The organism is Streptomyces sp. NPDC088810 (genome assembly GCF_044750305.1).
In the GTDB taxonomy this organism is placed as follows: Bacteria; Actinomycetota; Actinomycetes; order Streptomycetales; family Streptomycetaceae; genus Streptomyces.
The window spans coordinates 913,349-937,249 of sequence record NZ_JBIVJQ010000002.1 but is presented as its reverse complement, the minus strand read 5'-3'; the positions used below and the strand labels follow the sequence as shown (position 1 = coordinate 937,249).

Below are 23,901 nucleotides of genomic sequence, written 5' to 3'. Positions count from 1 at the left end.
GTGTCGGTTCTTCAGTCACTGGTGTCGTTCGCCCTGGTGTCGGCCCTGTTGGTGATCATGCCGGGTGTGGACACCGCGCTGGTCATCCGCAACACCGTGGCGCGCGGGCGGCTCCACGGGTTCATCACCGGTGTGGGTGTGGGCGTCGGCGCCGTCATCTGGGGCGGGGCGATCGCGGTGGGCATCGGCGCGCTGCTGGACGCCTCCGAGACGGCGTACACCGTGTTCCGGATCGTCGGCGCCGCCTACATGGTCTGGCTGGGCATCGGGCTGTGGCGCTCGGCGAGGGCCATCGGCGCGGGACAGGAGAAGGACACCGAACTGGAGCCCGAGTCCGCCTCGCTGTGGCGCTCCTTCGGCCGCGGCATGCTCAACAACCTGGCCAACCCCAAGGTCGGTGTCTTCTACGGCGCCACCATCCCGCAGTTCATCCCGTCCGGCGTGTCACCCGCGTTCATGGGCACCGCCCTGGCCGCCGTCAACGCGGTGGAGGCGGTGATCTGGTACGGCCTGATCAGCCTCGGCGCCCACGGCCTGCGCACCTGGATGAAGCGCCGCTCGGTCCGCCGCAACGTCGACGCCACGGCGGGCACCGTCATGATCGCCTTCGGCATCGTGATGGCCGTCGAGAGCTGAGCCGCGGCACCGGGGCGGCCGGGGCGGAACCGCAGTCCCGTCTCCGGCCGCCCCGGGTGCACGGCACTCCCGCACCGCCCAGCAGCCCCACACCCGCTAGGGAGAATCCGATGACTTCCCGTGTTGTCCTGGTCGCCGACCCCCTGCCGGCGGCCGCCCTGGAGCGCCTCGGCCCGGGGTACGAGGTGCGCCACTGCGACGGCGCCGACCGTGCGCGGCTCCTGGCCGCGGTGGCCGAGGCCGACGCCCTCCTCGTCCGCAGCGCCACGACCGTGGACGCCGAGGTCCTCGCGGCGGCCCCCCGGCTCGCCGTCGTCGGCCGGGCGGGGGTGGGGGTCGACAACATCGACGTCGCCGCCGCCACCGCGGCCGGTGTCGTCGTGGTCAACGCCCCGGCCGCCAACGTCGTCAGCGCCGCCGAACTGACCTGCGGGCTGCTTCTGGCGGCGGCCCGCGACATCCAGGCCGCGGGCACGGAGGTGAAGTCCGGCGTCTGGCGGCGCAGCACCCACGTCGGCACCGAACTCGCGGGCAAGACCCTGGGGATCGTCGGGCTCGGCCGCATCGGCCTGGCCGTGGCGCGTCGCATGGCCGCCTTCGACATGACGGTCCTCGGCCACGACCCCTACGCCACAGCGGAGACGGCGGACCAGCACGGCATCAAGCTCGTTCCCCTGGAGGAACTGCTGTCCCGGTCCGACTTCATCACCGTCCACGTGCCGCGGACACCGCAGACCGTGGGCCTGATCGGCGAGGCCGAACTCCGCCTGGTCAAGCCCACGGCCTACCTCGCCAACGTCGCCCGCGGCGGCATCGTGGACGAGGCGGCCCTGTACACGGCCCTGCGGGAGTCCCGGCTGGCGGGCGCCGCCCTGGACGTCTTCGACGACGAGCCGTGCACCGACTCGCCCCTCCTCGGACTCGACAACGTGACGGTGACCCCGCACCTGGGCGCCAGCACCCAGGAGGCCCAGGAACGCGCGGCGACGGACGTCATCCGCGCGCTCCTGCAGACCCTCGGCGGCGAACCCGCCCCGGAGGCCCTCAACGCCCCCCGCTCAGCTCGCGGGTGACGGCGGCGTACGGTCCTCGAACGCCGCCAGGATGCGTTCCGCGGCCAGGGTCGCCGTCAGGCGGCCCTCCCTGACCTGGCGTTCGAGGTCGGGGGCGGTCGCACGGACCGCTGGGTCGGCGTGCAGGCGGCCGAGGAGTTCGTCCCGGACCATCGCCCAGGTCCAGCCGACCTGCTGGTCCCGGCGTTTGGCGGCCAGCCGGCCGGTGGAGTCGAGCAGCGTGCGGTGCTGTTCCAGGCGCTCCCAGACCGTGTCGAGGCCGGTCGACTCGCGGGCGCTGCAGTGCAGCACCGGCGGGGTCCAGAAGGCGTCCTTGCCGTGCATCAGGCGCAGCGCGCCCGCCAGTTCCCGCGCGGCGGCCCGGGCGTCGCGCTCGTGCGGGCCGTCCGCCTTGTTGACGGCGATCACGTCGGCCAGCTCCAGGACGCCCTTCTTGATGCCCTGGAGCTGGTCGCCGGTGCGGGCCAGGGTGAGCAGCAGGAAGGAGTCGACCATCTCCGCGACCGTCGTCTCCGACTGGCCGACGCCGACGGTCTCCACGAGGATCACGTCGTAGCCGGCCGCCTCCATCACCACCATCGACTCCCGGGTGGCCTTGGCGACCCCGCCCAGCGTGCCCGCGCTGGGGGAGGGCCGGACGAAGGCGTCCGGGTCGACCGCCAGGCGCTCCATCCGGGTCTTGTCGCCCAGGATGGAGCCGCCGGTGCGGGTGGAGGAGGGGTCGACGGCGAGGACCGCCACCCGGTGGCCCAGCGAGGTCAGCATCGTGCCGAACGCGTCGATGAACGTCGACTTGCCGACACCGGGCACCCCGCTGATGCCGATCCGCCGCGCCCGGCCGCTGTGCGGCAGCAGCTCGGTGAGCAACTGCTGCGCCAGCGCCCGGTGCTGTGGCCGGGTGGACTCCACGAGCGTGATGGCGCGGGCCACCAGGGCCCGCTTCCCGTCGAGCACACCCTTCACATAGGTGTCGAGATCGATCGCGGCCATGCGGGGGCTACAGGTCGTGGCCGAGGTCGGCCGACAGTCGCTGCACCAGGTCGTACGCCGCGTCCGGGATCACCGTCCCGGGCAGGAACACCTCCGCCGCGCCCATCTCCCGCAGCGTCGGCACGTCCTGCGGCGGGATGACGCCGCCGACCACGATCATGATGTCCTCGCGGCCCTCCTCGGCGAGCTTCTCGCGCAGCGCCGGGACGAGCGTGAGGTGACCGGCGGCCAGCGAGGACACCCCGACCACGTGCACGTCCGCCTCGACCGCCTGCCGGGCGACCTCCTCCGGCGTCTGGAACAGCGGGCCGACGTCGACGTCGAAGCCGAGGTCGGCGAAGGCGGTCGCGATCACCTTCTGGCCGCGGTCGTGGCCGTCCTGGCCCATCTTGGCGACCAGGATGCGCGGCCGGCGCCCCTCGGCCTCCTCGAACGCGTCCACCAGGGCCCGGGTGCGGTCCACGGACGGGGACTGGCCTGCTTCGTTGCGGTACACACCGGAAATCGTACGGATCTGGCTCGCGTGCCGCCCGTACACCTTCTCCAGGGCGTCGGAGATCTCACCGACGGTCGCCTTGGCGCGAGCCGCGCGCACGGCCAGCTCCAGCAGGTTGCCGTCGCCGTCGGCGGCCCGGGTGAGCGCGTCCAGCGCGTCACGGCACGCGCTCTCGTCCCGCTCCTCCCGCAGCCGCCGCAGCTTCTCGATCTGCTGGGCCCGCACGGAGGAGTTGTCGACCTTGAGGACCTCGATCTGCTCGTCGTTCTCCACCCGGTACTTGTTCACGCCGATCACCGGCTGGCGCCCGGAGTCGATGCGGGCCTGGGTGCGGGCCGCGGCCTCCTCCACGCGCAGCTTGGGGATGCCGGCGTCGATGGCCTGCGCCATGCCGCCCGCCTGCTCGACCTCCTGGATGTGCGCCCAGGCCTTGCGGGCGAGGTCGTACGTCAGCCGCTCCACATAGGCGCTGCCGCCCCACGGGTCGATGACCCGGGTGGTGCCCGACTCCTGCTGGATGAGCAGCTGCGTGTTACGGGCGATGCGCGCCGAGAAGTCCGTCGGCAGCGCGAGCGCCTCGTCGAGGGCGTTGGTGTGCAGCGACTGGGTGTGGCCCTGGGTCGCCGCCATCGCCTCCACGCACGTGCGGGTGACGTTGTTGAAGACGTCCTGCGCGGTCAGCGACCAGCCCGAGGTCTGCGAATGGGTGCGCAGGGACAGCGACTTGGTGTTCTTCGGGTCGAACTGCTTCACCAGCTTCGCCCACAGCAGGCGGGCCGCGCGCAGCTTGGCGACCTCCATGAAGAAGTTCATGCCGATCGCCCAGAAGAACGACAGCCGGGGCGCGAACGCGTCCACGTCCAGGCCCGCCTCCCGGCCCGCCCGGATGTACTCCACGCCGTCCGCGAGCGTGTACGCCAGCTCCAGGTCGGCCGTCGCGCCCGCCTCCTGGATGTGGTAGCCCGAGATGGAGATGGAGTTGTAGCGCGGCATCCGCTGCGAGGTGTACGCGAAGATGTCGGAGATGATCCGCATCGACGGCTTCGGCGGGTAGATGTAGGTGTTGCGGACCATGAACTCCTTCAGAATGTCGTTCTGAATGGTCCCGGCCAGCTTCTCGGGCGGTACGCCCTGCTCCTCCGCCGCCACGATGTACAGCGCCAGCACCGGCAGCACGGCGCCGTTCATCGTCATCGACACCGTCATCCTGTCCAGCGGGATGCCGTCGAACAGCTGGCGCATGTCGTAGATCGAGTCGATCGCCACGCCCGCCATGCCGACGTCACCCGTCACCCGCGGGTGGTCGCTGTCGTAGCCGCGGTGCGTGGGCAGGTCGAAGGCGACCGACAGGCCCTTCTGGCCGGCCGCCAGGTTGCGCCGGTAGAACGCGTTGGACTCCTCGGCGGTGGAGAAGCCCGCATACTGGCGGATCGTCCAGGGCTGGTTGACGTACATCGTCGGGTAGGGGCCGCGCAGGTACGGCGCGATGCCCGGGTAGGTGCCCAGGAAGTCCAGGCCCTCCAGGTCACGGCCGGTGTACAGCGGCTTGACCCCGATGCCCTCCGGGGTCTCCCACACCGGCTCCGTGCCCCCGGTGGCCCGCTTCAGGGCCGCACGCCACTCGCCGTCGGTGCCGTCGGTGACCGGGGTCCCCAGCTCGATGCCGGAGAAGTCGGGGATTCCCATCAGGACACTCCCATGCGGTCGAGGGTCGCGGAGAGGACGTCGACGGCGTCGCAGCCCGCGAAGACGTACGAGTCGATGCCGGGGTGGTCGCCCCGGCCCGCCAGGAACACGTGCCGGGCACCGGCCGCGCGCAGCGACTCGGCGGCCTGCCCGGCCTGTTCTGCGTAGAGCGCGTCGCTGGAGCACAGCACGGCCTCGGTCGCGCCGCTGTCCTCGAACCGGCCCTCGGTGACCGGTTCGATGCCGCCGGCCTGGAAGAGGTTCGCGGCGAAGGTCGCGCGGGCGGTGTACTCGGCGGCGGAGCCCAGCGTGGCGAGGAAGATCCGGGGCCGGGCGCCGGTCGCCGCCAGATGGGCGTCGGAGCGGGCGCGCAGTTCCTCGTACGCCTCGTCGCGGCGCACCCGCGGCAGACCGCCGGACGGCGGCTCGGGCGCGGGCTCGCGCTCCACCGGCTTCTCGGCCAGCAGCGGGAACTCGCTGACCCCGGTGATGGGTTCGCGCCGCTTGGCGAGCCGCTTGGAGCGCTCCGCCCAGGTCGTCGCCAGGTCGGTGCGCAGCCGGCCGGAGCGCAGCACGGCCGCCTGACCACCGTCGCGCTCGACCGACCGGAAGAACTGCCAGGCGGCCTCCGCGAGTTCGTCCGTCAGCCGCTCGACGTACCAGGAGCCGCCCGCCGGGTCGATGACCCGGGCCAGGTGGGACTCCTCGATCAGGATGGTCGAGGTGTTGCGGGCGATCCGCCGGGCGAACGTGTCGGGCAGCCCGAGCGCGTGGTCGAACGGCAGCACGGTCACGGAGTCGGCGCCGCCCACCCCCGCGGCGAGCGTCGCGACCGTCGTGCGGAGCATGTTCACCCACGGGTCGCGGCGGGACATCATCACCGGCGAGGTCACCACGTGCTGCACCTGCGCGCCCGCCTGCGGCGCCCCGCACACCTCGGCGACCCGCGCCCACAGCCGGCGCGCGGCGCGCAGCTTGGCGATGGTCAGGAACTGGTCGGCGGTGGCCGCGTAGCGGAACTCCAGCTGGGCGGCGGCCTGCTCGACGCCGAGCCCGGCCTCGGTCAGCTCCCGCAGGTAGGCCACGCCGGTGGCCAGCGAGGCCCCCAGCTCCTGCGCGGCCGAGCCGCCCGCCTCGTGGTACGGCAGCGCGTCCACGGTCAGCGCGCGCAGCCCCGGGTACTGCTCGGCGCAGCGCGCGGCCAGGGCGGCGTACGGCGCGAAGTCCAGCGGGGTCCCGGTACGGGCCTCGTACCCGAGCGGGTCGCCGCCCAGGTTGCCGCGGACGGCCCCGGCGGCCACGCCCTTCTCCGTGTACAGCCCGAGCAGCGCCTCGGCGGCCTGCGCGGTGTCGCGGCCCGCGTCCAGGACGACCGGCGCCAGGTCGAGGTAGACGCCGTCGAGGGCGCGGCCCAGCTCGGAGACCGGGATGCCGCCCTCGCCCAGCACCAGCCAGAGGGAGGTGCCGCCGTTCTCCAGGTCGGTGAGGACGGCGTCCGCCGTGCCGCCGGCGAGTGCCGTGTGCCGCTGCCGTACGTCCCAGCCGCTCGTGAGGGTGCCCTCCGGGCGGCTGCCCCGCACGAAGGGGGCGAAGCCCGGCAGTCCGGGGTCGGGCGCGCTGTCGCGCGCGGTGTACAGGGGCCGGGTGCGCAGCCCGTCCTCCAGCGTCGTGGACAGGGCGTCCTCAGCTGCCGCGCCGGTAAGTTCCTTGCCCGACTTGCGCAGTACGCCCTCGACCAGGCGTTGCCACTGCTCGTGTGTCGCGTCAGGGAACTCGGCGGCCAGTGAGAGCCCGTCGTCAGGCAGGACCGTCATGGCTCGGATGCTAGGGCAGGCGGCTCACACCTAGGCGGAGCAGAGGCTGTGAGGTTTCTCTTCTTGCGGTTGTGACCTGTGCCGCTCCGGTTCCGCGCGGCCCGTCCGGCGGCTCACTGGGCCTCGTCGTCCAGGTCCGGTACGAGGGCGCACATCGCCGCCCGCTGCTCGGGCCCCATGGAGCCGGCGAGGGCCTGGCGGACGGTGCCGGCGAGCCGGGCGGAGGCCGTGCGGGGGAGGAGACCGGCCCGCTGGAGGCAGGCGATCTGGTGGAACCAGCTGCGCATGATGCGCGCCCTGGCCGCCGTGACGGCCGCGCTCCGCTTCACCCGCGCGGCGGTCTGAGGCCCAGCTCCGCCCGGCGCAGGTCCCGGGTGGACAGCGTCTGCGGGCTCCCCGTGAAGGCACGCAGCCGGAGCCGGGCGCTCTTCTTCGCCGGCACCGTGAAACCGCCCGAGGGTGCCCGCAGTTCCACGGTCGCCGTGGTGTGCGCGGCGAGCGTGGCCGGGCCGCGCGCCGGCGACCAGTACCGGCTCATGCCCTGGCTGGTGGTGAGCATGTAGTGCGGGGTGAGCGCGGTGCCGCCCGTGTTGGTCACCCGCAGGGTCAGCCGGGACACCGTCTGCGCCGAGGTGAGCCGGGCCGCCGTGACGTCCATCCGCAGCGGCGGCCTCCCGGTCGCCGCCAGGGCCGCGCTCACCAGTGCGGGCGCCAGCAGCACCACGACGGCCGCGGCCAGCGCGGGCCGCCGGCGCGGTCCGGTCAGCGGGCGCGGGCGCGGCTGCCAGGCGTGGGCGAACTCCGGCAGCGGCGCGGTGACCGCCGCCGCCAGCCACAACGGGGTCATCATCAGGTAGTAGCCGTCCTGGGACCGGGTCGCCAGGTAGAACGCGCACCAGGGCAGCACGGTCGCGGCCGGCCCGAGCCGCCGGACGAACAGCACGAACACCGCCAGCAGGGCGGCGGCGAGCAGCACGCTCGCGTGGCCGTACCAGTCGAGCCGGTCGCTGCCGTGGGTGAAGTACAGCGAGACGTCCACCAGGCCCTGGCCGTGCAGCACCGCGCCCTGGGTCAGCGGCAGGGCGATGCCCTCCAGCCAGGGGCCGGGCTCGCTCACCGCGAAGTACGCGTTCACCAGCAGCCAGGTGAGCACCGCGATCCCCGTGATCCGCAGCACCACCCGCGCCGCCGCCCGGCCGCCCAGCTCGCCGCGCCGCACGGCGTAGATCCCGGCCAGCAGGAACGGTGTGACGAACCACGGCAGCTGCTGGGCCGCGCACGCGGCGCCGAGACACGCGGCCCGCGCGACCCCGGCCGCGCCCAGCCGGCCGCGCGCGCCCAGCCGGGGCCAGCGCACCACCACCGGCACCAGCAGGGCCAGGCCGACGATCGCCGGGTAGCCGTGCCGGGCGTACCCCGGCAGGAATCCGAAGCCCAGGCAGACCATCGTCGCCGCCGAACGCCACGGCACCGGCAGCAGCCGCCACAGCACCACCGCGCCCACGACCAGCGCCGCCGTCGCCGCCGCCGTCGCCGGGGCGCCGCCGTGGCCCAGCCACAGCAGCGGGGCGGTGAGCAGGGGGGTCAGCGGGGGGTAGCCGTACGTGAAGTCGTACCCGCCGTCCATGGTCGGCGTCACGGCGACGCCCTTGGCGTGGAACAGCCAGGGCCAGGGCTGCCCGTACACCGGGTGGCCGGCGACGAGTTCCCGCGCGGCCTGGGTGGTCAGGGCCGCCTCGTCGCCGCCGGCGTGGTTCAGCGTCCAGGCGCACAGCACGAGGGTGACCGCGGTCGCCAGGACCACCAGGTCCAGGCGGGCCAGCGAGCGGGTGCGGCGGACCGTCAGGGCGAGCACGCCGGTCACCAGGATCGAGGCGTAGCAGACCGAGATGATCCCGGCGATGACCAGCTGGTGCGTGGCCGCCTGCGTCCACACCGCACGGGTGCCGATGAACAGGCTCACGTCGGCGAGGAGCGTCAGCACGCGGTGCCACTGCGCGGGACTGTCCGGGGCCTGGGGGGCGGTATTCGGTACGGCGGACACCGCCGACAGCATCCGCCGACCGGGTGTCACCTGCTGTGTTTCTGCCAAGTGCACGGCACGGGACGCTATCGGTACCGAGTGAGCGGGGCGCGGAGGCCCGGTGAAGAGTCCGGTATGAGCCGGGTAAGAAACGGGCGATTGTGACTATATGACTCCGGCCGGGGCGGAGGAGGAGCTGCCGGATCGGTCGCGCACCGTGTCGCTGTTGGGCCGAACGGGTGACTTGGCGTAAGAATTGGCTGGTGCAGGCAACGAGTGCGAGTCAGGTCGGGGGGAGCCGGTGAGCCGCTACGACGTCACCGATGAACAGTGGGAAGGGCTCGCCCAGGTCGTGCCGCTGCGGGGCCGGGACGCCTGGCCGTCCGCGGTGAACCACCGCTCGCTGCCCGACGCCGTGACCGAGACCCGGCGCCGGTTCGTGGTCCTGCGCGTCAACGTCTTCGCGGACGCCCGGGAGGTCGCCGAGACCCTGATGGCCGGCGTGCCGGTGCTGCTGGACCTGTCCGGCGCGGAGGGCGACGTCGCCAAGCGCGTCCTCGACTTCAGCACCGGCGTCGTCTTCGGCCTGGGCAGCGGGATGCACCGCGTCGACCGCAACGTCTTCCTCCTCACCCCGCCCGGCACGGAGGTCAGCGGCCTGATGGAAGGCGCGGGCCTGTCGGGAGGCTGAACAGCCGAGCCGAGCAGTCCGAGCCCGCCGTGTGTCCCGGTGGGGGAGCGGGGCGTCCCCCGATCGTAGGAACGTCTCGACGCCGAAACGGTTTGCCGTGGGGGCGGAGTCCTACGGTCCGCCTATGGCCGTGCCCTCCGCGCCCTCCGCGCCCGCTGAGCCGCCGGCGGCCGACGTGTCCGCCGCCACCGTCCCCGCGCCGGTCCGCGCGTCCCTCGATGTCCGGTCCCGGATCACCGAGTTGCGCCTGTCGGCCTTCGCCGGGCACCGACGGGCCGGGTTTCCGCTGGGGCCGGTCACGGTGTTCGCGGGGCCCAGCGGGTCGGGCAAGACGACCGCGCTCGCCGCGTACGAGGCGCTGGCCCGGCTCGGCGGCGGCGCCCCGCTCACCGAGGCGTTCCCGGACCCGGTCGCCTGCGTGCCGGAGCGGGCCCGGCCCGACGCCGAGGGGCGGCGCGGCTTCCGGATCGGCTGTACGGCCGACGGCGCGGAGGGCCCGGTCCGCCTCGACATCGCCGTCCAGGCCGAACCGTACCTGCGGATCGTGGGCGAGCGGCTGACCGCGCGCGGGGTCGTCCTGCTGGAGACCGCGCTGCGCGACCCCGGGCGCCGGACCGTCCAGGCCGCCTGGCACACCGCGGGTGCCGCCCCGGTGACCCGCGCCCCGCTCCCCGACGACCGCCTGGGTACGGCCCTGCTGCCGCTGCGGGTGGCCGGCAAGACGGACGGCCAGCGTCATGTGCTCGCCGCGGCCGAGCAGATGGTCGTCGCGCTGCGCTCCGTCTTCGCCTGCGATCCCCGCCCGGAGCACATGCGCGTCCCCGTCCCCACCGGCTCCGGCCGGCTGCTGCCCGGCTGCGACAACCTCGCCGACGTGCTGTGGCGCACCCGCGCGGAGTGCGGCCGGCGGCACGGCCTGCTGGTGGAGGCGCTGCGCGCGGGCTGCGCCGGCCCGGTGGCCGACCTGGTCGCCGAGCCGCTGGCCGACGGCACGGTACGGGCGCTGCTCGACCGCGGCGACGGCTTCCGCACCGAACTCGCCCGGCTCGGCGATGGCGAGCTGCGCCATCTCGCGCTGACGCTGGTGCTGCTGACCGGTCCCGGCGTGCTCGACGTGGACACCCCGGGCGAGGTGCCCGACGCCCTGCGCACCCTCACCGTCCTCGCCGACGGCTTCGACCGCAATCTGGACCCCCGCCAGCGCCGGGAGTTGCTGCGGATGGCCGCCCGGATGGGCGAGCGCGGGCACGTCCGCTGCGTGGCCGCGGTGCAGGACGCCTCCTGGGCCGCCGGGACACCCGGGATCACGGTGGTACACCTGAACCCGTGACGGAACATCCCGACCTCGCCCGACTCCAGCGCCGGCTGGCCGAGTTCGCCGCCGCGCGGAACTGGCAGCCCTACCACACGCCCAAGAACCTCGTCGCCGCCCTCTCGGTGGAGGCCTCCGAACTGGTCGAGATCTTCCAGTGGCTGACGCCGGAGGAGTCGGCCCGCGTGATGAACGACCCCGGTACGGCACACCGCGTCACCGACGAGGTCGCCGACGTCCTGGCCTACCTGCTCCAGCTCTGCGAGGTCCTCGGCATCGATCCGCTGGCCGCCCTGGCCGCCAAGATCGACCGCAACGAACAGCGGTTCCCGCTGCCCGGCGCCGGGGACCACCGGCCGGACGCCTGAACCCATCATTACGCACAGTAGCCAAAACGCCTGTCGAATCCGAATTGTTGTCCACAGATTTCCGCCTACCTCTGGCTTTTCGCCCCACGGACCCTCACTCTGGGTAGTGGACAAGGGAGTTCACGCAGCCGTGCGTGACGGCGCGGCGGACGGACGGGGGCATCGCATGGATGCGGTACGGCTCATCCTCACGAGCAGGCGCGCCCTGGCAGCAGGCGCCGACACGGCGGAGATGATGGCGGAGGTCTGGCAGGCCCAGGCCCTGGCGCAGGCGATCGGCAGCCGGCTCGCGGTCTCCGGCCCGCCGGAACTGCGCGGCGAGGCGCTGGGGCTGACCGAGCTGGCGGGCCGGGGCTGCGGAGTACTGGACCCGCCCGAACTCGACCCGGGCGACCTGCGCGCCGCCCAGCTCACCCGGCTGGACGACGCCCGCGAGACCCTGCTCTGCCTCGGCGGCCTGCTCGGTGAGGTCGGCATAGCCCTGGTCGGCATGGCCAGCGCCGCGGCCGACGAGACGACCTACTGGCAGTGCATGGAGGCGATCGACGCGGCCGACGAGTCCCGCGACCGCGTCCTGGAGATGCTGCGCAAGCTGGCGGCACGAGAGGAGGTGTTACCGGAGGACGCCCAGGACAGCCCGTCCGGGGTGTGAAGGGCCGCGGGCCGGCGGTCAGCCCGCGACGGAGCGCGGGCCCTGCGGGCTGGTGCGGGGGCCGGTTCAGTCCGTCTCGCCGGCCGGGCCCGGCGTCGGTGCCCCGCCCTGCAGGTCCGACAGGGCCGACAGGTCCGCGTTCAGTGCCGCCATCAACTCCTCCATCTGCTCCAGCAACCCCTTCGGCCGGCCGGCGGGGCCTGGCTGCGGGGGAACGGACTCTTCGGACATGACGGCCTCCTCGGCCCCGGCCCGGCCGGGCCGGCGCGTTGACGCGCGACGGCGTCCACCGTCCGGCGCGGGCGCCGGACGGTCCGGCTCCGACGGCCCAACGATCATCGTCGGGGCCGGTCACTGGCCCGCGGCGAGGCCGGCGCGCGGGGCGGGGGATTTTCACCCGACCGGGGACGGCCGTGCCGGGCGGCACCGGCGCGGTTGACGCGGCCGGCGCCGTGCAGGATAGGTGTATGGACCTTCGAATTTTCACCGAGCCCCAGCAGGGGGCTACCTACGACACCCTGCTCACCGTGGCGAAGGCCACCGAGGACCTCGGGTTCGACGCCTTCTTCCGCTCCGACCACTATCTCCGCATGGGCACCGCGGACGGGCTGCCCGGTCCCACGGACGCCTGGATCACGCTGGCCGGCCTGGCCCGCGAGACCAAGCGCATCCGCCTCGGCACGCTGATGACCGCCGGCACCTTCCGGCTGCCCGGCGTGCTCGCCATCCAGGTCGCCCAGGTCGACCAGATGTCCGGCGGCCGGGTCGAACTCGGCCTCGGCGCGGGCTGGTTCGAGGAGGAGCACAAGGCCTACGGCATCCCGTTCCCGAAGGAGAAGTTCGCGCGGCTGGAGGAGCAGCTCGCGATCGTCACCGGGCTGTGGGCGACCGAGGTCGGCAAGACCTTCGACTTCCACGGCACGTACTACGACCTCACCGACTCGCCGGCGCTGCCCAAGCCCGCCCAGCGGAAGGTCCCGGTGCTCATCGGCGGCCACGGCGCGACCCGGACCCCGCGGCTCGCGGCCCGGTACGCCGACGAGTTCAACATCCCGTTCGCCTCGGTCGAGGACAGCGAGCGGCAGTTCGGCCGGGTGCGGGCGGCCGCGGTGGAGGCGGGCCGGGCCGCGGACGACCTGACGTACTCCAACGCGCTCGTGGTCTGCGTCGGCAAGGACGACCGGGAGGTGGCCCGGCGGGCCGCCGCGATCGGCCGTGAGGTGGACGAGCTGAAGGCCAACGGACTGGCCGGTTCCCCGGCCGAGGTCGTCGACAAGATCGGCCGGTACGCCGCGATCGGCTCCCAGCGGCTCTACCTCCAGGTGCTGGACCTCGACGACCTGGACCACCTGGAACTGATCGCCGGCCAGGTCCAGTCGCAGCTGCCGTAGCCACCCACGACGACGCCAATCTGACTGCGCGTCGAGGGCCGGTGCCGGTGGTGCGTGGGGCGTGGCGTCGCGGGTGGGTGCCGGTCGTGGGGTTTCGCGTCGCGGTCGGTGCCGGTCGTGCGTGGGGCTTTGCGTCGCGGGTCGCTGCCGGTCGTGCGTGGGGCTTGGCGTCACGGGTCGGTGCCGGCTGTCCGTCGGGCTTCGTGTCCCACGTGGCTGCCGGTCGTCCGTGGGCTTCGCGTCCCGCACCGCTGCCGGTCGTTCGTCGGGCTTCGTGTCCCACGTGGCTGCCGGTCGTGCGTGGGCCTTCGCGTCCCGCACTGCTGCCGGTCCTGCGTGGGGCTTCGCGTCGCGGGTCGCTGCCGGCTGTCCGTCGGGTTCGCGTCCCGCGCCGCTCCCGGCCCTCCGGCGGAGTCCGTGTCCCGGGCCGCTGCCGGTTGTCCGTCGGGTCCGTGTCCCGCGCCGCTCCCGGCCCTCCGCCGGAGTCCGTGTCCCGGGCCGCTGCCGGTTGTCCGTCGGGTCCGTGTCCCGCGCCGCTCCCGGCCCTCCGCCCGAGTCCCTGCCCCGCCCGCTCCCGGCTGTCCGTCGGCCCGGGGCGGTCGCAGTAGCGGAGAGCGAGTGGTGGGCGAGCGGGCGGGCCGTGACGAGGCTGTGACCGGAACTGTGGCTTCCGCCACGGCTCCGGCCCGGCGGCCCTGCTGGGATCGCCCGATGGACGACGACTCCCCGCTCAGCGCCCTCCTCGCCCTGCTCAGCATCCCGGTCTGGCTCGCGGTCCCCGTCTGGGTGATCGCCGTGATCTTCAAGCTGCTGTCCGTCGCCGTGCCCGGCCGGCGCCCGGACTGGCGGCTGGACCTGCTGCGCTGGTCGGCGTGGATGGCGGGCTTGGCCGCCGTCATGGTCTATCTGCTGGGCGCCGGATCGGTCGCGTTCTCCGTGCACGACTCCTCCTCGGGCGCGGACTCGACACCGGCCCAGGAGTGCCGCGACGACTTCCCGCCCGGGGTGCTCGTCGGCCAGCGGGCCGCCTACGTGCCGCTCCGCTTCGACTGCGTCCTCGCCGACGGCAGCGCCCACCCGAGCAGCGCCTTGTACTTCTGGGCCAACACGTGTGTCGTCGGGCTGGCCCTGGCCGCCGTGGTCCTCGGGGTGTGCGCCACCATGGCGGCCGGAAGGGGTGCCGGGGGGACCCGGTGATCCCCCTCCGGCGAGCCTCAGCCGCGCTGGGTGAAGCCGTAGTCGAGGATCTTCGTCGCGTCCTTGAAGCGCTGGTCCGGCGACGTGTCCGCGAGAATCGTGCCCACGACCGTCTTCGTGCCGCGGGTGGCCGCGAACACGAGGCAGAACTTCGCCTCCGGCCCGGAGCCGGTCTTCACGCCGAACGCGCCCCGGTACGAGCTGAGGAGCTTGTTGGAGTTGTCCCACTGCTTCATGGCGTGCGTGCCGCCGCCGGGCCGGTACGACTTCATGTCGTCGTAGACCTTCGTCCCGACGACCTTCTTGAACGTCTTGTTCTTCAGCGCGACCCCGGCCAGCTTGGCCAGGTCGCGCGGCGAGGAGTAGTTCTTCCCGTTCGACACCCCGTCGAAGGAGTCGAAGTGGGTGTTCTTCAGGCCGAGTTCACGCGCCTTGGCGTTCATCTTGCCGATGAACGACTTGGTGCGCTGGGCCGTCGTCGAACCCGTGCCGTAGGTGTCCGCCAGCGCGTAGGCCGCGTCGCAGCCCGACGGGAGCAGCAGGCCGTACAGCAGGTCGCCGACCGACATCGAGTCGCCGAGGATCAGGTTGGCGCTGGAGTAACGCTGCTGGTCCGTGACCGGGTCGATGACGTAGTCGGTGTACTCCTTCTTGATCTTCACCTTCTTCCCGAGGTTCACGTTCCGCTGCGACAGCACCACCAGCGCCGTCATGATCTTGGTCGTGGAGCCGGTGCGCAGCCGCCCGTCCGGTGCCTTGCCGAAGAGCTGCTTGCCCGTGGCCGTGTTCATGGCGTACGCGCCCTGGGCGGACACCTGCGGCGCCGCCGCGGCGGAGCGCGGGGCGGAGGCCGCGGCCGGCGGTGTCGCCGCCTGGGCGGGAGCGGTCGCGAGGACGCCGGCGCCGAGGACGGCTCCGGCCGTCAGCACGACGGCGGCTCTCCGGCGTCGGCGGATTCCCTGGCCGTGAGTCATGTTTTCCCCCTCTGTCACTGGTCAGTTGACGGGGGCTCACTCCATCAGGTTCGGGGCCCGGGAGCCGTAACGGAGATCACATGAAGGACACGCGGAGTTCACAACAGGCCAACGGTGGACGCCGTGGGGCGGAACTGTGGGCTCCGCCACAGCGCACATGATCTCCGGCTGATCCGATGACCCGGTGCGCAAACTCCTCCCCCTCGCCCTCACCGGTCTGCTCGCCGTGTCGGCCTGCCAGTTCGTCGGCGACGACGACCCCGACGGCGAGGCCCGCCGCCTCAACACCATGAAGTCGTTCCCGCTGAACGCCTACGTTCCGGACGCGACGACCCGTGACGGCAAGGCGGTCGGCACGGCGCAGTGGATCCTCGCCAAGAAGTGCATGGTCCGGCTCGGGTTCAGCGGCTTCAAGACGCTCGACATCAGGACGGTCGAGTCGACCTACCCGGTCCGGCAGGGCACCGTCTCGAGCAGCGGCAGCATGGTCGGCGACGCCAGCCCGTACGGCGTGGACGACCCCGACCTGGCGGCCGAGCACGGCTACCACAACGCACGGCGCAACGAGTCCGACAGTCAGCCCATGGAGTGGCCGGCCGATCAGTACGCGGCCCTCACCGGCACCTTCGAATCCGGCGACAGCCACCGGGCACACGGAAACCCCATCCCCAAGAAGGGGTGCATGGGGGAGGCGCTCAAGAAGATCTACGGCACCGAGCCCAAGCCCACGAAGATCGGCGGCGTGCAGCTGAGCGGTTACTATTCGCTCCCCCTGCAGTACTGGTACATGGCGCACAAGGAAGCGCGGAAGGACCCGGCCTGGAAGAAGGCCGACCGTGCGTGGTCGAAGTGCATGAAGGACGAGGGCTTCCGCTACACCGACCCGGACCAGGCGTCCACCGACTCCGACTGGTACCGCGGCGACAAGCCGTCGGGCAAGGAGAAGAAGACCGCCGCCGCGGACGCCCGCTGCAAGCTCGACACCCAGTACATCCAGGCGGTGCACGCCGTCGAGAGCCGCGCGCAGAAGAAGGCCATCACCGAGAACAAGAAGGCGCTGGAGGACCGGCGCGCCGACGACCGGCGGGCCACGGCGAACGCCCGGAAGATCGTCGACGCCGCGTCCTGAGCGGGCATCCCGCGCATCGCGGCCGGCCCCTCGCGGGCCGTCCGCCGTGCGTGGAAAACCGGTGGTCGACGGGGGTGCCGACCGGGGAGACTCGACAGCATGTTCGTGACGATCTCCACCACCGGTACGGCCGGGAACCCGGCCACCGACCTGGGGTACCTGCTGCACAAGCACCCCGGCAAGGCACAGGCCTTCTCCACCTCGTACGGCACGGCGCACGTCTTCTACCCCGAGGCGGACGCCGAGCGCTGCACGGCCGCGCTGCTGCTGGAGATCGATACGGTCGCGCTGGTCCGGCGGGGCAAGGGCAAGGGCCGCGGCGGCGCACCCGACGCCGCCCTGGCGCAGTACGTCAACGACCGCCCCTACGCGGCCTCCTCGCTGCTCGCCGTCGCGCTGGGCAACGTCTTCTCCAGCGCCCTGCGCGGGGTGTGCACCGCCCGCCCGGAGCGGGCCGCCGCGCCCCTGCCCCTGCGCATCGAGGTGCCGGCGCTGCCCGCCCGCGGCGGGGCGGACCTCGTACGCGGACTCTTCGAACCGCTCGGCTGGGCCGTCACCGCCGACCCGGTGCCGCTCGACACCGCGTTCCCGGAGTGGGGCGACTCGCGGTACGTGCGGCTGGTGCTGGAGTCGGACCGGCTGACCCTCGCCGAGGCGCTGCGCCACCTGTACGTGCTGCTGCCGGTGCTGGACGACGCCAAGCACTACTGGGTCTCCGCCGACGAGGTCGACAAGCTGTTGCGGGCCGGTGAGGGCTGGCTGGCCGAGCACCCGGAACAGAAGCTGATCACCAGCCGGTACCTCGCGCGCCGCTGGTCGCTGACCCGGCAGGCGAGGGAGCGGCTGGAGCTGGTGCGGCTCGCCGAGGCCGACGACAGCGAGGTGGAGGACCTCGACAACGCCGTCGCGGAGGACACCGGGGCCGAGGAGAAGCCGACTCCGCTCGCCGTGCAGCGACGGGACGCGATCACCGAGGCGCTGCGCGCGTCCGGCGCGGCCCGGGTCCTCGACCTCGGGTGCGGGCAGGGCGAGTTGGTGCAGGCGCTGCTCAAGGACGTGCGGTTCACCGAGATCGTCGGCGTCGACGTGTCGATGCGCGCCCTGACCATCGCCGCCCGGCGGCTGAAGCTGGACCGCATGGGCGAACGGCAGGCCGCGCGCGTCCAGCTCGTCCAGGGCTCCCTCGCCTACACCGACAACCGGCTCAAGGGCTACGACGCGGCCGTGCTGAGCGAGGTCATCGAGCACCTCGACCTGCCCCGGCTGCCCGCCCTGGAGTACGCCGTGTTCGGGCACGCCCGCCCGCGCACGGTCGTCGTGACCACCCCGAACGTCGAGTACAACGTCCGCTGGGAGACCCTGCCCGCCGGCCACGTCCGGCACGGCGACCACCGCTTCGAGTGGACCCGCGAGGAGTTCCGCGGCTGGGCGGCGACCGTGGCCGAACGCCACGGCTACGACGTCGGGTTCGCTCCCGTCGGCACCGAGGACCCCGAGGTGGGTCCGCCCACCCAGATGGCCGTGTTCACGATCAGGACCGAGAAGGAGGCGAAGGCGGCATGACCGGCACACAGCACGAGGGACGGGTCCTGCCCGTCACCGACCTCTCCCTCGTCGTCCTCGTCGGCGCCTCCGGCTCCGGCAAGTCCACCTTCGCCCGCCGGCACTTCAAGCCCACCGAGGTGATCTCCTCCGACTTCTGCCGCGGCCTGGTCTCCGACGACGAGAACGACCAGAGCGCGACCCGGGACGCCTTCGACGTCCTGCACTACATCGCAGGCAAGCGGCTGGCCGCCGGCCGCCGTACCGTCGTGGACGCCACCAGCGTGCAGCAGGACAGCCGGCGCAAGCTGGTCGAGCTGGCCAAGACGCACGACGTGCTGCCCATCGCCATCGTGCTGGACGTGCCGGAGGAGGTGTGCGCCGAGCGCAACGCGGCCCGCACCGACCGGGCCGGCATGCCCCGCCGGGTGATCCAGCGGCACGTCCGCGAACTGCGCCGCTCGCTGCGCCACCTGGAGCGCGAGGGCTTCCGCAAGGTGCACGTGCTGCGCGGGGTGGAGGAGACCGAGAACGCCACCGTCGTCACCGAGAAGCGCTTCAACGACCTGACCCACCTCACCGGCCCCTTCGACATCATCGGCGACATCCACGGCTGCTCCGCCGAACTGGAGACGCTGCTGGCCAAGCTGGGCTACGCCGACGGGGTGCACCCCGAGGGCCGTACCGCCGTGTTCGTCGGCGACCTGGTCGACCGCGGCCCGGACAGCCCCGGCGTGCTGCGCCGTGTGATGGCGATGGTGAAGTCGGGCAACGCGCTGTGCGTCCCCGGCAACCACGAGAACAAGTACGGCCGTCACCTCAGGGGCCGCAAGGTCCAGCACACCCACGGGCTCGCCGAGACCATCGCGCAGATGGAGGGCGAGAGCGAGGAGTTCAAGGCGGAGGTCCGGCAGTTCCTGGACGGACTGGTCAGCCACTACGTCCTGGACGGCGGCAAGCTGGTGGTCTGCCACGCCGGCCTGCCCGAGAAGTACCACGGCCGCACCTCCGGCCGGGTCCGCTCGCACGCCCTGTACGGCGACACCACCGGCGAGACCGACGAGTTCGGGCTGCCCGTGCGCTACCCCTGGGCGGAGGACTACCGGGGCCGCGCGGCCGTGGTGTACGGCCACACCCCGGTGCCCGAGGCCACCTGGCTCAACAACACCATCTGCCTGGACACCGGTGCCGTCTTCGGCGGCAAGCTCACCGCGCTGCGCTGGCCGGAGCGCGAGCTGGTCGACGTACCGGCCGAGCGGGTCTGGTACGAGCCGGCGCGCCCGCTGCGCACCGAGGCGCCCGGCGGGCACGACGGCCGGCCGCTGGACCTGGCGGACGTGCACGGCCGCAGGGCCGTGGAGACCCGGCACGCGGGCAGGGTGGCGGTCCGGGAGGAGAACGCGGCGGCGGCCCTGGAGGTCATGAGCCGCTTCGCGACCGACCCGCGCCTGCTGCCGTACCTGCCGCCGACCATGGCACCCACGGCGACTTCACGGGTCGATGGCTATCTGGAGCACCCGGTAGAGGCCTTCGCGCAGTACGCGCGGGACGGCGTCGAGCGGGTGGTGTGCGAGGAGAAGCACATGGGCTCCCGGGCCGTGGCCCTGGTCTGCCGGGACGCGGAGGCGGCGCGGAAGCGGTTTGGCGCGGCAGGCCCCACGGGTTCGCTCTACACCCGTACCGGCCGGCCGTTCTTCGACGACGAGAAGGTGACCGAGGAGATCCTCGGCCGGCTGCGCTCGGCGATCGACGGCGCCGGACTGTGGGACGAACTGGCCACCGACTGGCTGCTGCTGGACGCCGAGCTGATGCCGTGGTCGCTGAAGGCCTCGGGACTGCTGCGCGGCCAGTACGCGGCCGTCGGAGCCGCCTCCGGGGCGGTGTTCCCGGGCGCGCTCGCCGCCCTGGAGGCGGCGGCCGCGCGCGGTGCCGACGTGGGCGGCCTGCTCACCCGGCAGCGGGAACGGGCCGCCGACGCGGCCGCGTTCACCGCGGCCTACCGCCGCTACTGCTGGACCACCGAGGGCCTGGACGGCGTCCGGCTGGCCCCCTTCCAGCTGCTGGCGGTCCAGGGCCGCAGCCTCGCCGCGCTGCCGCACGACGAGCAACTGGCCCTGATCGACCGGCTGGTGGAGCACGACGGCACCGGACTGCTGCAGACCACCCGGCGGCTGTACGTCGACACCGGCGAGCCGGAGTCGGTGCGCGCGGGCGTCGACTGGTGGCTGGAGATGACCGGCCGGGGCGGCGAGGGCATGGTCGTAAAGCCGCTCGGCGCGCTGGTGCGCAACGCCGAGGGCCGGCTGGTGCAGCCCGGCATCAAGTGCCGGGGCCGCGAGTACCTGCGGATCATCTACGGTCCTGAGTACACCCGGCCGGACAACCTGGCCCGGCTGCGGCAGCGGTTCCTGAACCACAAGCGCTCCCTGGCCCTGCGCGAGTACGCCCTCGGCCTGGAGGCCCTGGACCGGCTCGCGGACGGGGAGCCGCTGTGGCGGGTGCACGAGGCGGTGTTCGGGGTGCTGGCGCTGGAGTCGGAACCGGTCGACCCGCGGCTGTGACCCCGCCCGTCACGGAACGCCCTTGTGCCGCACACACATCTGTCCATATGGTGGACAGCCGTGCGGCGCAAGGGCGTTCGCATGCCCCGAGGGGAGTGCTGATCGTGGAGATCAAGAAGATCGTGGTCCGCGAGGACCAGGGCGGCACCACCCGCCGGCCGGCGATCCTGGAGAAGCGGCCGACCCGCTGAGCATGCGCGTCCACCTGGTCACGATGCCGTGGCATCCGCTCGACCTGCCCTCGCTCCAACTGGGCCTGCTCCACCGGATCGTGCGGCAGGCCCGCCCCGGCGACGAGGTCGCCGAGTTCCACGGCTCCCTGCGCTGGGCGGAGTTCCTGCTGGAGCACTCCGGCGGCCGGTTGCGGCCGGCGGACTGCGTGGCGGTCGGCAGCGACGCGATCTTCCACGGCCTCGGCGACTGGGTCTTCTCCGGCGCCCTGTACGACGACCCCGGCTGGGGCACGGCCCGGCTGCGGCAGTACGCGGCCGACCGGGGCGTCTTCATCGACACGGCCCTGGAGATGCGCCCGTACGCGGCCCCGTTCGTCGACGCCTGCGCCACCGAGGTCCTGGCCGCCGGCCCGGACGTGGTCGGGTTCACCACCACCTTCATGCAGAACGTGCCGTCCCTCGCGCTGGCCCGCGAACTCAAGCGGAGACGCCCGGAGTTGGTGATCGTCTTCGGCGGCAGCAACTGCGACGGGCCGATGGGCCACGCCCTGCACCGCAATCATCCGTTCGTCGACCACGTGGTCCGCGGCGAGGCCGAGTACGCCTTCCCGGCCCTGTTACGCCACCTGGACGCGGGCAGCGCGCCCGTGGACGTCCCCGGCCTGTGCTGGTGGGACGGCACGGTGTCCCGGGCGAACACCGAAACCCGGCGTACCGTGGCCCCGGCCGACATACCCTCGCCCGACTACGACCAGTGGCAGGCCGCCCTGGACGCCTCCCCGGTCCAGGAGTACATCCACCCGAAGCTCGTCGTGGAAGGGGCCAGGGGCTGCTGGTGGGGCGAGAAGCACCACTGCACCTTCTGCGGGCTGAACGGTTCCGCCATGGCCTTCCGGGCCAAACCGGGGGAGCGGCTGTGGACGGAGATCGACCGGCTGGTGCGCCGCCACCGCCTGCTCGACGTGGTCACCGTCGACAACATCATCGACATGGCCTACTTCCGCGACTTCCTGCCCCGGGTGGCGGCCAGCGGCTGGGACCTGCGGCTGCACTACGAGGTCAAGTCCAACCTCACCCCCGCCCAGCTCCGGCTCCTCGGCGAGTCCGGCACCGTGCACATCCAGCCCGGCATCGAGAGCCTGGGCAGCCGCGTCCTGGACCTCATGGCCAAGGGCGTCACCGGCGCCCGGAACGTGCGCACCCTGCGCGAGTGCGAGAACCACGCCCTGACCTGCTCCTGGAACCTGCTGTACGGCTTCCCCGGCGAGCGCGCCGACGACTACACGCCCGTCATCGACCAGCTCCCCGCCCTGGTCCACCTCCAGCCGCCCAGCGGCGCCCACCGCATCCAGCTGGAGCGGTTCAGCCCGCACTTCACCGACCCGGACCTCGGCTTCGGCAAGCGCCGCCCGGCCGCGATGTACCAGCACGTATACGACCTGCCCGAGAACGAACTCACCGACCTGGTCTACCTGTTCGACGCCGAGCCGGCGGGCATCGGCGGCCCGGTAGAGCGCCGGCTGCAGGAGGCGGTGGCCGCCTGGCGGGCCGGGCACGCGCACTCCCGGCTGCTGTTCGAGGAGGACGGCGCCCGGCTGCTGGTGCACGACCGCCGGCACGGCCGGCCCCCCGCCACCCACCGCTTCACCGGCTGGCAGGCGGCCGCCCTGCGCCACCTGGAGGACGGCCGGACCGTGCCCGCGCTGCACCGGCTGCTGACCGCCGACGGCCACGGGATGCCGGTGGCGGTCCTGGAAGCATGGGTGCAGGAGGCCTTCGAGCTGGGCCTGTTGTTCCGCGACGGCGCCACCTTCGTCTCCCTGCCGACCTGGGGCGAGCCGGTCCGGCTGCCCGAGGGGGCCGGATGAGCGGGCTGCCCGGCACCGTGCCGCACCGGCGCAGCGGGCGCCGCGTCGAGGCCGCCGTACCGCTGGACCTGAGCGGCGCGGGGCGGGCGACGGCGGAGGCGGTGCGGTTCCTGCGCGAGTGCCAGGGCCTGGGCCTCGGCGTGAGCTGGCGGGCGACGGGCACACCGGCGTACGACCCCCGCATGCTGCGCCACCTCCCTCCGCCCGCCGAACTACCCGGCGATGCAGGCCTGTTGGCGTCCTGGCGGGCCGGCCACGCCCACGGCGCCCTCTACCACCGGCGCGGCCCGGACTTCGTCACGGTCCTGGACCGCCGGGAGCGGGGCACGGCCGTCCGGCTGACCCTGGACCACCCCGCCCTGCACGCCACGTTCCTCCGGCTCCTTGAGCCCACGCCCGTCGCGGCACTGGACGCCGTCGAACAGGAAGCGCTGGGGCTGCTCACGGCCGAGCGGCTGGTGCTCTCCTGCGGCGGCTGGGCGGTGACCCTGCCCCCGCGCATCCGGCAGTGGCCGGTGCCCTGCACCGCCATCTGAACCCCTGCCCGACGCACCCCCCGGCGCGTGGGGGATCGGAAGCGCATCGGAAGCGCGAAACCTGCTCCAGCCCGACGGATGTCGGGCAGAGTGACTGTCGTCATACCGACGGAACAAGCGAGATCCCGGACACCTGCCGGGAGTTGCGAGGACCCATGAACCACACCTACGAGCCGCCGAGCCTCTTACCCGCCGGCGGTAGGGAGCGGACGTTCGCACTGCTCATCGGCGGTGTCCCCTTTCTGTTGATCCTGCTCATGGGCATCGCGCCCCACCTGGGCTCCGAGGACGACGGCGGCTACTCCGGCGGCTACTCGGACGGCTACTCCAGCGGCTATTCCGGCGGTGCCGGCCCGTCGCTCCCGGACACGCCGGCACCGGACATCTCCACGGCGTACGAGACGCCGACCTGGGCGCCCACCGACAGCGCCGACCCCACGGACACCGCTTCCACCCCGGCCGGCACCGGGAGCACCGAGGCGGCCGACGGCCCCGCCGGCACGGTGACCCGTTTCTTCGACGCCGTCAACCAGCGCGACTTCGCGACCGCCTGGGACCTGGGCGGCAAGAACCTCGACGCGTCCTACACCTCCTTCGTGTCGGGCTTCGGGACCACCGAGCGGGACGACGTCACCATCGCGTCCGTCCAGGGCGACACGGTCTGGGTGCAGCTCGTCGCCCGGCAGACCGACGGCACGAGGAAGTCGTACAGCGGCCGGTACACCGTGGCCGACGGTGTCATCACCGACGCCTCCATGACCCCCACCGGCTGAGCAGAGCGGAGCGAGA

22 protein-coding genes are annotated in these 23,901 nt (G+C 73.1%); 15 read left to right on the top strand and 7 right to left on the bottom strand.

Annotation, left to right across the window (positions count from 1 at the left end):
- Nucleotides 1-636 carry a LysE family translocator gene (locus tag ACIP4Y_RS10670; RefSeq protein WP_358647881.1) on the top strand — a complete coding sequence of 212 codons (636 nt, stop codon included), beginning with the start codon at nucleotides 1-3 and terminating at the stop codon, nucleotides 634-636.
- A gap of 110 nt (nucleotides 637-746) precedes the next feature.
- Nucleotides 747-1,709, top strand: coding sequence for a hydroxyacid dehydrogenase (locus ACIP4Y_RS10665; RefSeq protein WP_401390542.1), 963 nt, complete (start codon nucleotides 747-749; stop codon nucleotides 1,707-1,709).
- Here ACIP4Y_RS10665 and meaB read toward each other — a convergent pair.
- The 5 genes from meaB to ACIP4Y_RS10640 all read right to left on the bottom strand — a co-directional run bounded on the left by meaB (nucleotide 1,695) and on the right by ACIP4Y_RS10640 (nucleotide 8,751).
- Nucleotides 1,695-2,699, bottom strand: coding sequence for a methylmalonyl Co-A mutase-associated GTPase MeaB (meaB, locus tag ACIP4Y_RS10660; protein ID WP_401390539.1), 1,005 nt, complete (start codon nucleotides 2,697-2,699; stop codon nucleotides 1,695-1,697). The genes ACIP4Y_RS10665 and meaB overlap by 15 nt on opposite strands.
- Nucleotides 2,700-2,706: 7 nt before the next feature.
- Nucleotides 2,707-4,881: a methylmalonyl-CoA mutase gene (scpA, locus tag ACIP4Y_RS10655; RefSeq protein WP_401390536.1), complete on the bottom strand. Its 2,175-nt coding sequence runs from the start codon at nucleotides 4,879-4,881 to the stop codon at nucleotides 2,707-2,709.
- Nucleotides 4,881-6,695, bottom strand: a complete 1,815-nt coding sequence (locus ACIP4Y_RS10650; RefSeq protein WP_401390533.1) for a methylmalonyl-CoA mutase family protein — start codon at nucleotides 6,693-6,695, stop codon at nucleotides 4,881-4,883. The genes scpA and ACIP4Y_RS10650 overlap by 1 nt, the downstream gene beginning before the upstream one ends.
- 113 nt (nucleotides 6,696-6,808) lie before the next feature.
- Nucleotides 6,809-6,982, bottom strand: coding sequence for a hypothetical protein (locus ACIP4Y_RS10645; RefSeq protein WP_401390531.1), 174 nt, complete (start codon nucleotides 6,980-6,982; stop codon nucleotides 6,809-6,811).
- A 38-nt stretch (nucleotides 6,983-7,020) separates the two neighbouring features.
- On the bottom strand, nucleotides 7,021-8,751 hold the full coding sequence (locus tag ACIP4Y_RS10640; protein ID WP_401390684.1) for a hypothetical protein: 1,731 nt from the start codon (nucleotides 8,749-8,751) through the stop codon (nucleotides 7,021-7,023).
- Between the two features lie 268 nt (nucleotides 8,752-9,019).
- Between ACIP4Y_RS10640 and ACIP4Y_RS10635 the strand changes: the two genes are divergently transcribed.
- The 4 genes from ACIP4Y_RS10635 to ACIP4Y_RS10620 all read left to right on the top strand — a co-directional run bounded on the left by ACIP4Y_RS10635 (nucleotide 9,020) and on the right by ACIP4Y_RS10620 (nucleotide 11,741).
- Nucleotides 9,020-9,409 carry a cell division protein SepF gene (locus ACIP4Y_RS10635; RefSeq protein ID WP_401390528.1) on the top strand — a complete coding sequence of 130 codons (390 nt, stop codon included), beginning with the start codon at nucleotides 9,020-9,022 and terminating at the stop codon, nucleotides 9,407-9,409.
- A gap of 124 nt (nucleotides 9,410-9,533) precedes the next feature.
- Nucleotides 9,534-10,739, top strand: a complete 1,206-nt coding sequence (locus ACIP4Y_RS10630) for an ATP-binding protein (RefSeq protein ID WP_401390525.1) — start codon at nucleotides 9,534-9,536, stop codon at nucleotides 10,737-10,739.
- Nucleotides 10,736-11,089 (top strand): nucleotide pyrophosphohydrolase, encoded by a 354-nt coding sequence (locus tag ACIP4Y_RS10625; protein WP_401390522.1) that lies wholly within the window; start codon nucleotides 10,736-10,738, stop codon nucleotides 11,087-11,089. The genes ACIP4Y_RS10630 and ACIP4Y_RS10625 overlap by 4 nt, the downstream gene beginning before the upstream one ends.
- Before the next feature lie 166 nt (nucleotides 11,090-11,255).
- A complete protein-coding gene (locus ACIP4Y_RS10620; RefSeq protein WP_358641485.1) occupies nucleotides 11,256-11,741 on the top strand; it encodes a DUF6099 family protein in 486 nt (161 codons plus the stop codon).
- Between the two features lie 66 nt (nucleotides 11,742-11,807).
- On the opposite strand, the gene ACIP4Y_RS10615 is transcribed toward ACIP4Y_RS10620, so the two are convergent.
- Entirely contained in the window at nucleotides 11,808-11,972 is a 165-nt protein-coding gene (locus tag ACIP4Y_RS10615; RefSeq protein WP_401390518.1) for a hypothetical protein, read from the bottom strand.
- A 236-nt stretch (nucleotides 11,973-12,208) separates the two neighbouring features.
- Here ACIP4Y_RS10615 and ACIP4Y_RS10610 point away from each other — a divergent pair, with 236 nt between their 5' ends.
- Together ACIP4Y_RS10610 and ACIP4Y_RS10605 are read left to right on the top strand one after the other, a co-directional pair.
- Nucleotides 12,209-13,132 (top strand): LLM class F420-dependent oxidoreductase, encoded by a 924-nt coding sequence (locus tag ACIP4Y_RS10610; protein WP_358641489.1) that lies wholly within the window; start codon nucleotides 12,209-12,211, stop codon nucleotides 13,130-13,132.
- Between the two features lie 711 nt (nucleotides 13,133-13,843).
- Nucleotides 13,844-14,329: a hypothetical protein gene (locus tag ACIP4Y_RS10605; RefSeq protein ID WP_401390515.1), complete on the top strand. Its 486-nt coding sequence runs from the start codon at nucleotides 13,844-13,846 to the stop codon at nucleotides 14,327-14,329.
- 17 nt (nucleotides 14,330-14,346) lie between these two features.
- Here the strand turns inward: ACIP4Y_RS10605 and ACIP4Y_RS10600 are convergent, their stop codons facing one another.
- Entirely contained in the window at nucleotides 14,347-15,303 is a 957-nt protein-coding gene (locus tag ACIP4Y_RS10600) for a D-alanyl-D-alanine carboxypeptidase family protein (protein ID WP_401390512.1), read from the bottom strand.
- Between the two features lie 184 nt (nucleotides 15,304-15,487).
- On the opposite strand from ACIP4Y_RS10600, the gene ACIP4Y_RS10595 reads away from it, so the two are divergent.
- The 7 genes from ACIP4Y_RS10595 to ACIP4Y_RS10565 all read left to right on the top strand — a co-directional run bounded on the left by ACIP4Y_RS10595 (nucleotide 15,488) and on the right by ACIP4Y_RS10565 (nucleotide 23,885).
- Entirely contained in the window at nucleotides 15,488-16,432 is a 945-nt protein-coding gene (locus ACIP4Y_RS10595; protein ID WP_401390510.1) for a hypothetical protein, read from the top strand.
- A gap of 99 nt (nucleotides 16,433-16,531) precedes the next feature.
- Complete coding sequence (locus tag ACIP4Y_RS10590) at nucleotides 16,532-17,995, top strand: 3' terminal RNA ribose 2'-O-methyltransferase Hen1 (protein WP_401390507.1); 1,464 nt, start codon at nucleotides 16,532-16,534, stop codon at nucleotides 17,993-17,995.
- Nucleotides 17,992-20,535, top strand: a complete 2,544-nt coding sequence (locus tag ACIP4Y_RS10585) for a polynucleotide kinase-phosphatase (RefSeq protein ID WP_401390504.1) — start codon at nucleotides 17,992-17,994, stop codon at nucleotides 20,533-20,535. Before ACIP4Y_RS10590 ends, ACIP4Y_RS10585 begins: the two co-directional genes overlap by 4 nt.
- 47 nt (nucleotides 20,536-20,582) lie before the next feature.
- A complete protein-coding gene (locus ACIP4Y_RS10580) occupies nucleotides 20,583-20,726 on the top strand; it encodes a hypothetical protein (RefSeq protein ID WP_401390501.1) in 144 nt (47 codons plus the stop codon).
- A gap of 2 nt (nucleotides 20,727-20,728) precedes the next feature.
- Nucleotides 20,729-22,576, top strand: a complete 1,848-nt coding sequence (locus ACIP4Y_RS10575; RefSeq protein WP_401390498.1) for a RiPP maturation radical SAM C-methyltransferase — start codon at nucleotides 20,729-20,731, stop codon at nucleotides 22,574-22,576.
- Complete coding sequence (locus ACIP4Y_RS10570) at nucleotides 22,573-23,112, top strand: DUF5825 family protein (protein ID WP_401390495.1); 540 nt, start codon at nucleotides 22,573-22,575, stop codon at nucleotides 23,110-23,112. Before ACIP4Y_RS10575 ends, ACIP4Y_RS10570 begins: the two co-directional genes overlap by 4 nt.
- A 155-nt stretch (nucleotides 23,113-23,267) precedes the next feature.
- Nucleotides 23,268-23,885, top strand: a complete 618-nt coding sequence (locus ACIP4Y_RS10565) for a hypothetical protein (protein WP_401390493.1) — start codon at nucleotides 23,268-23,270, stop codon at nucleotides 23,883-23,885.
- The last annotated feature ends 16 nt before the right edge of the window (nucleotides 23,886-23,901 follow it).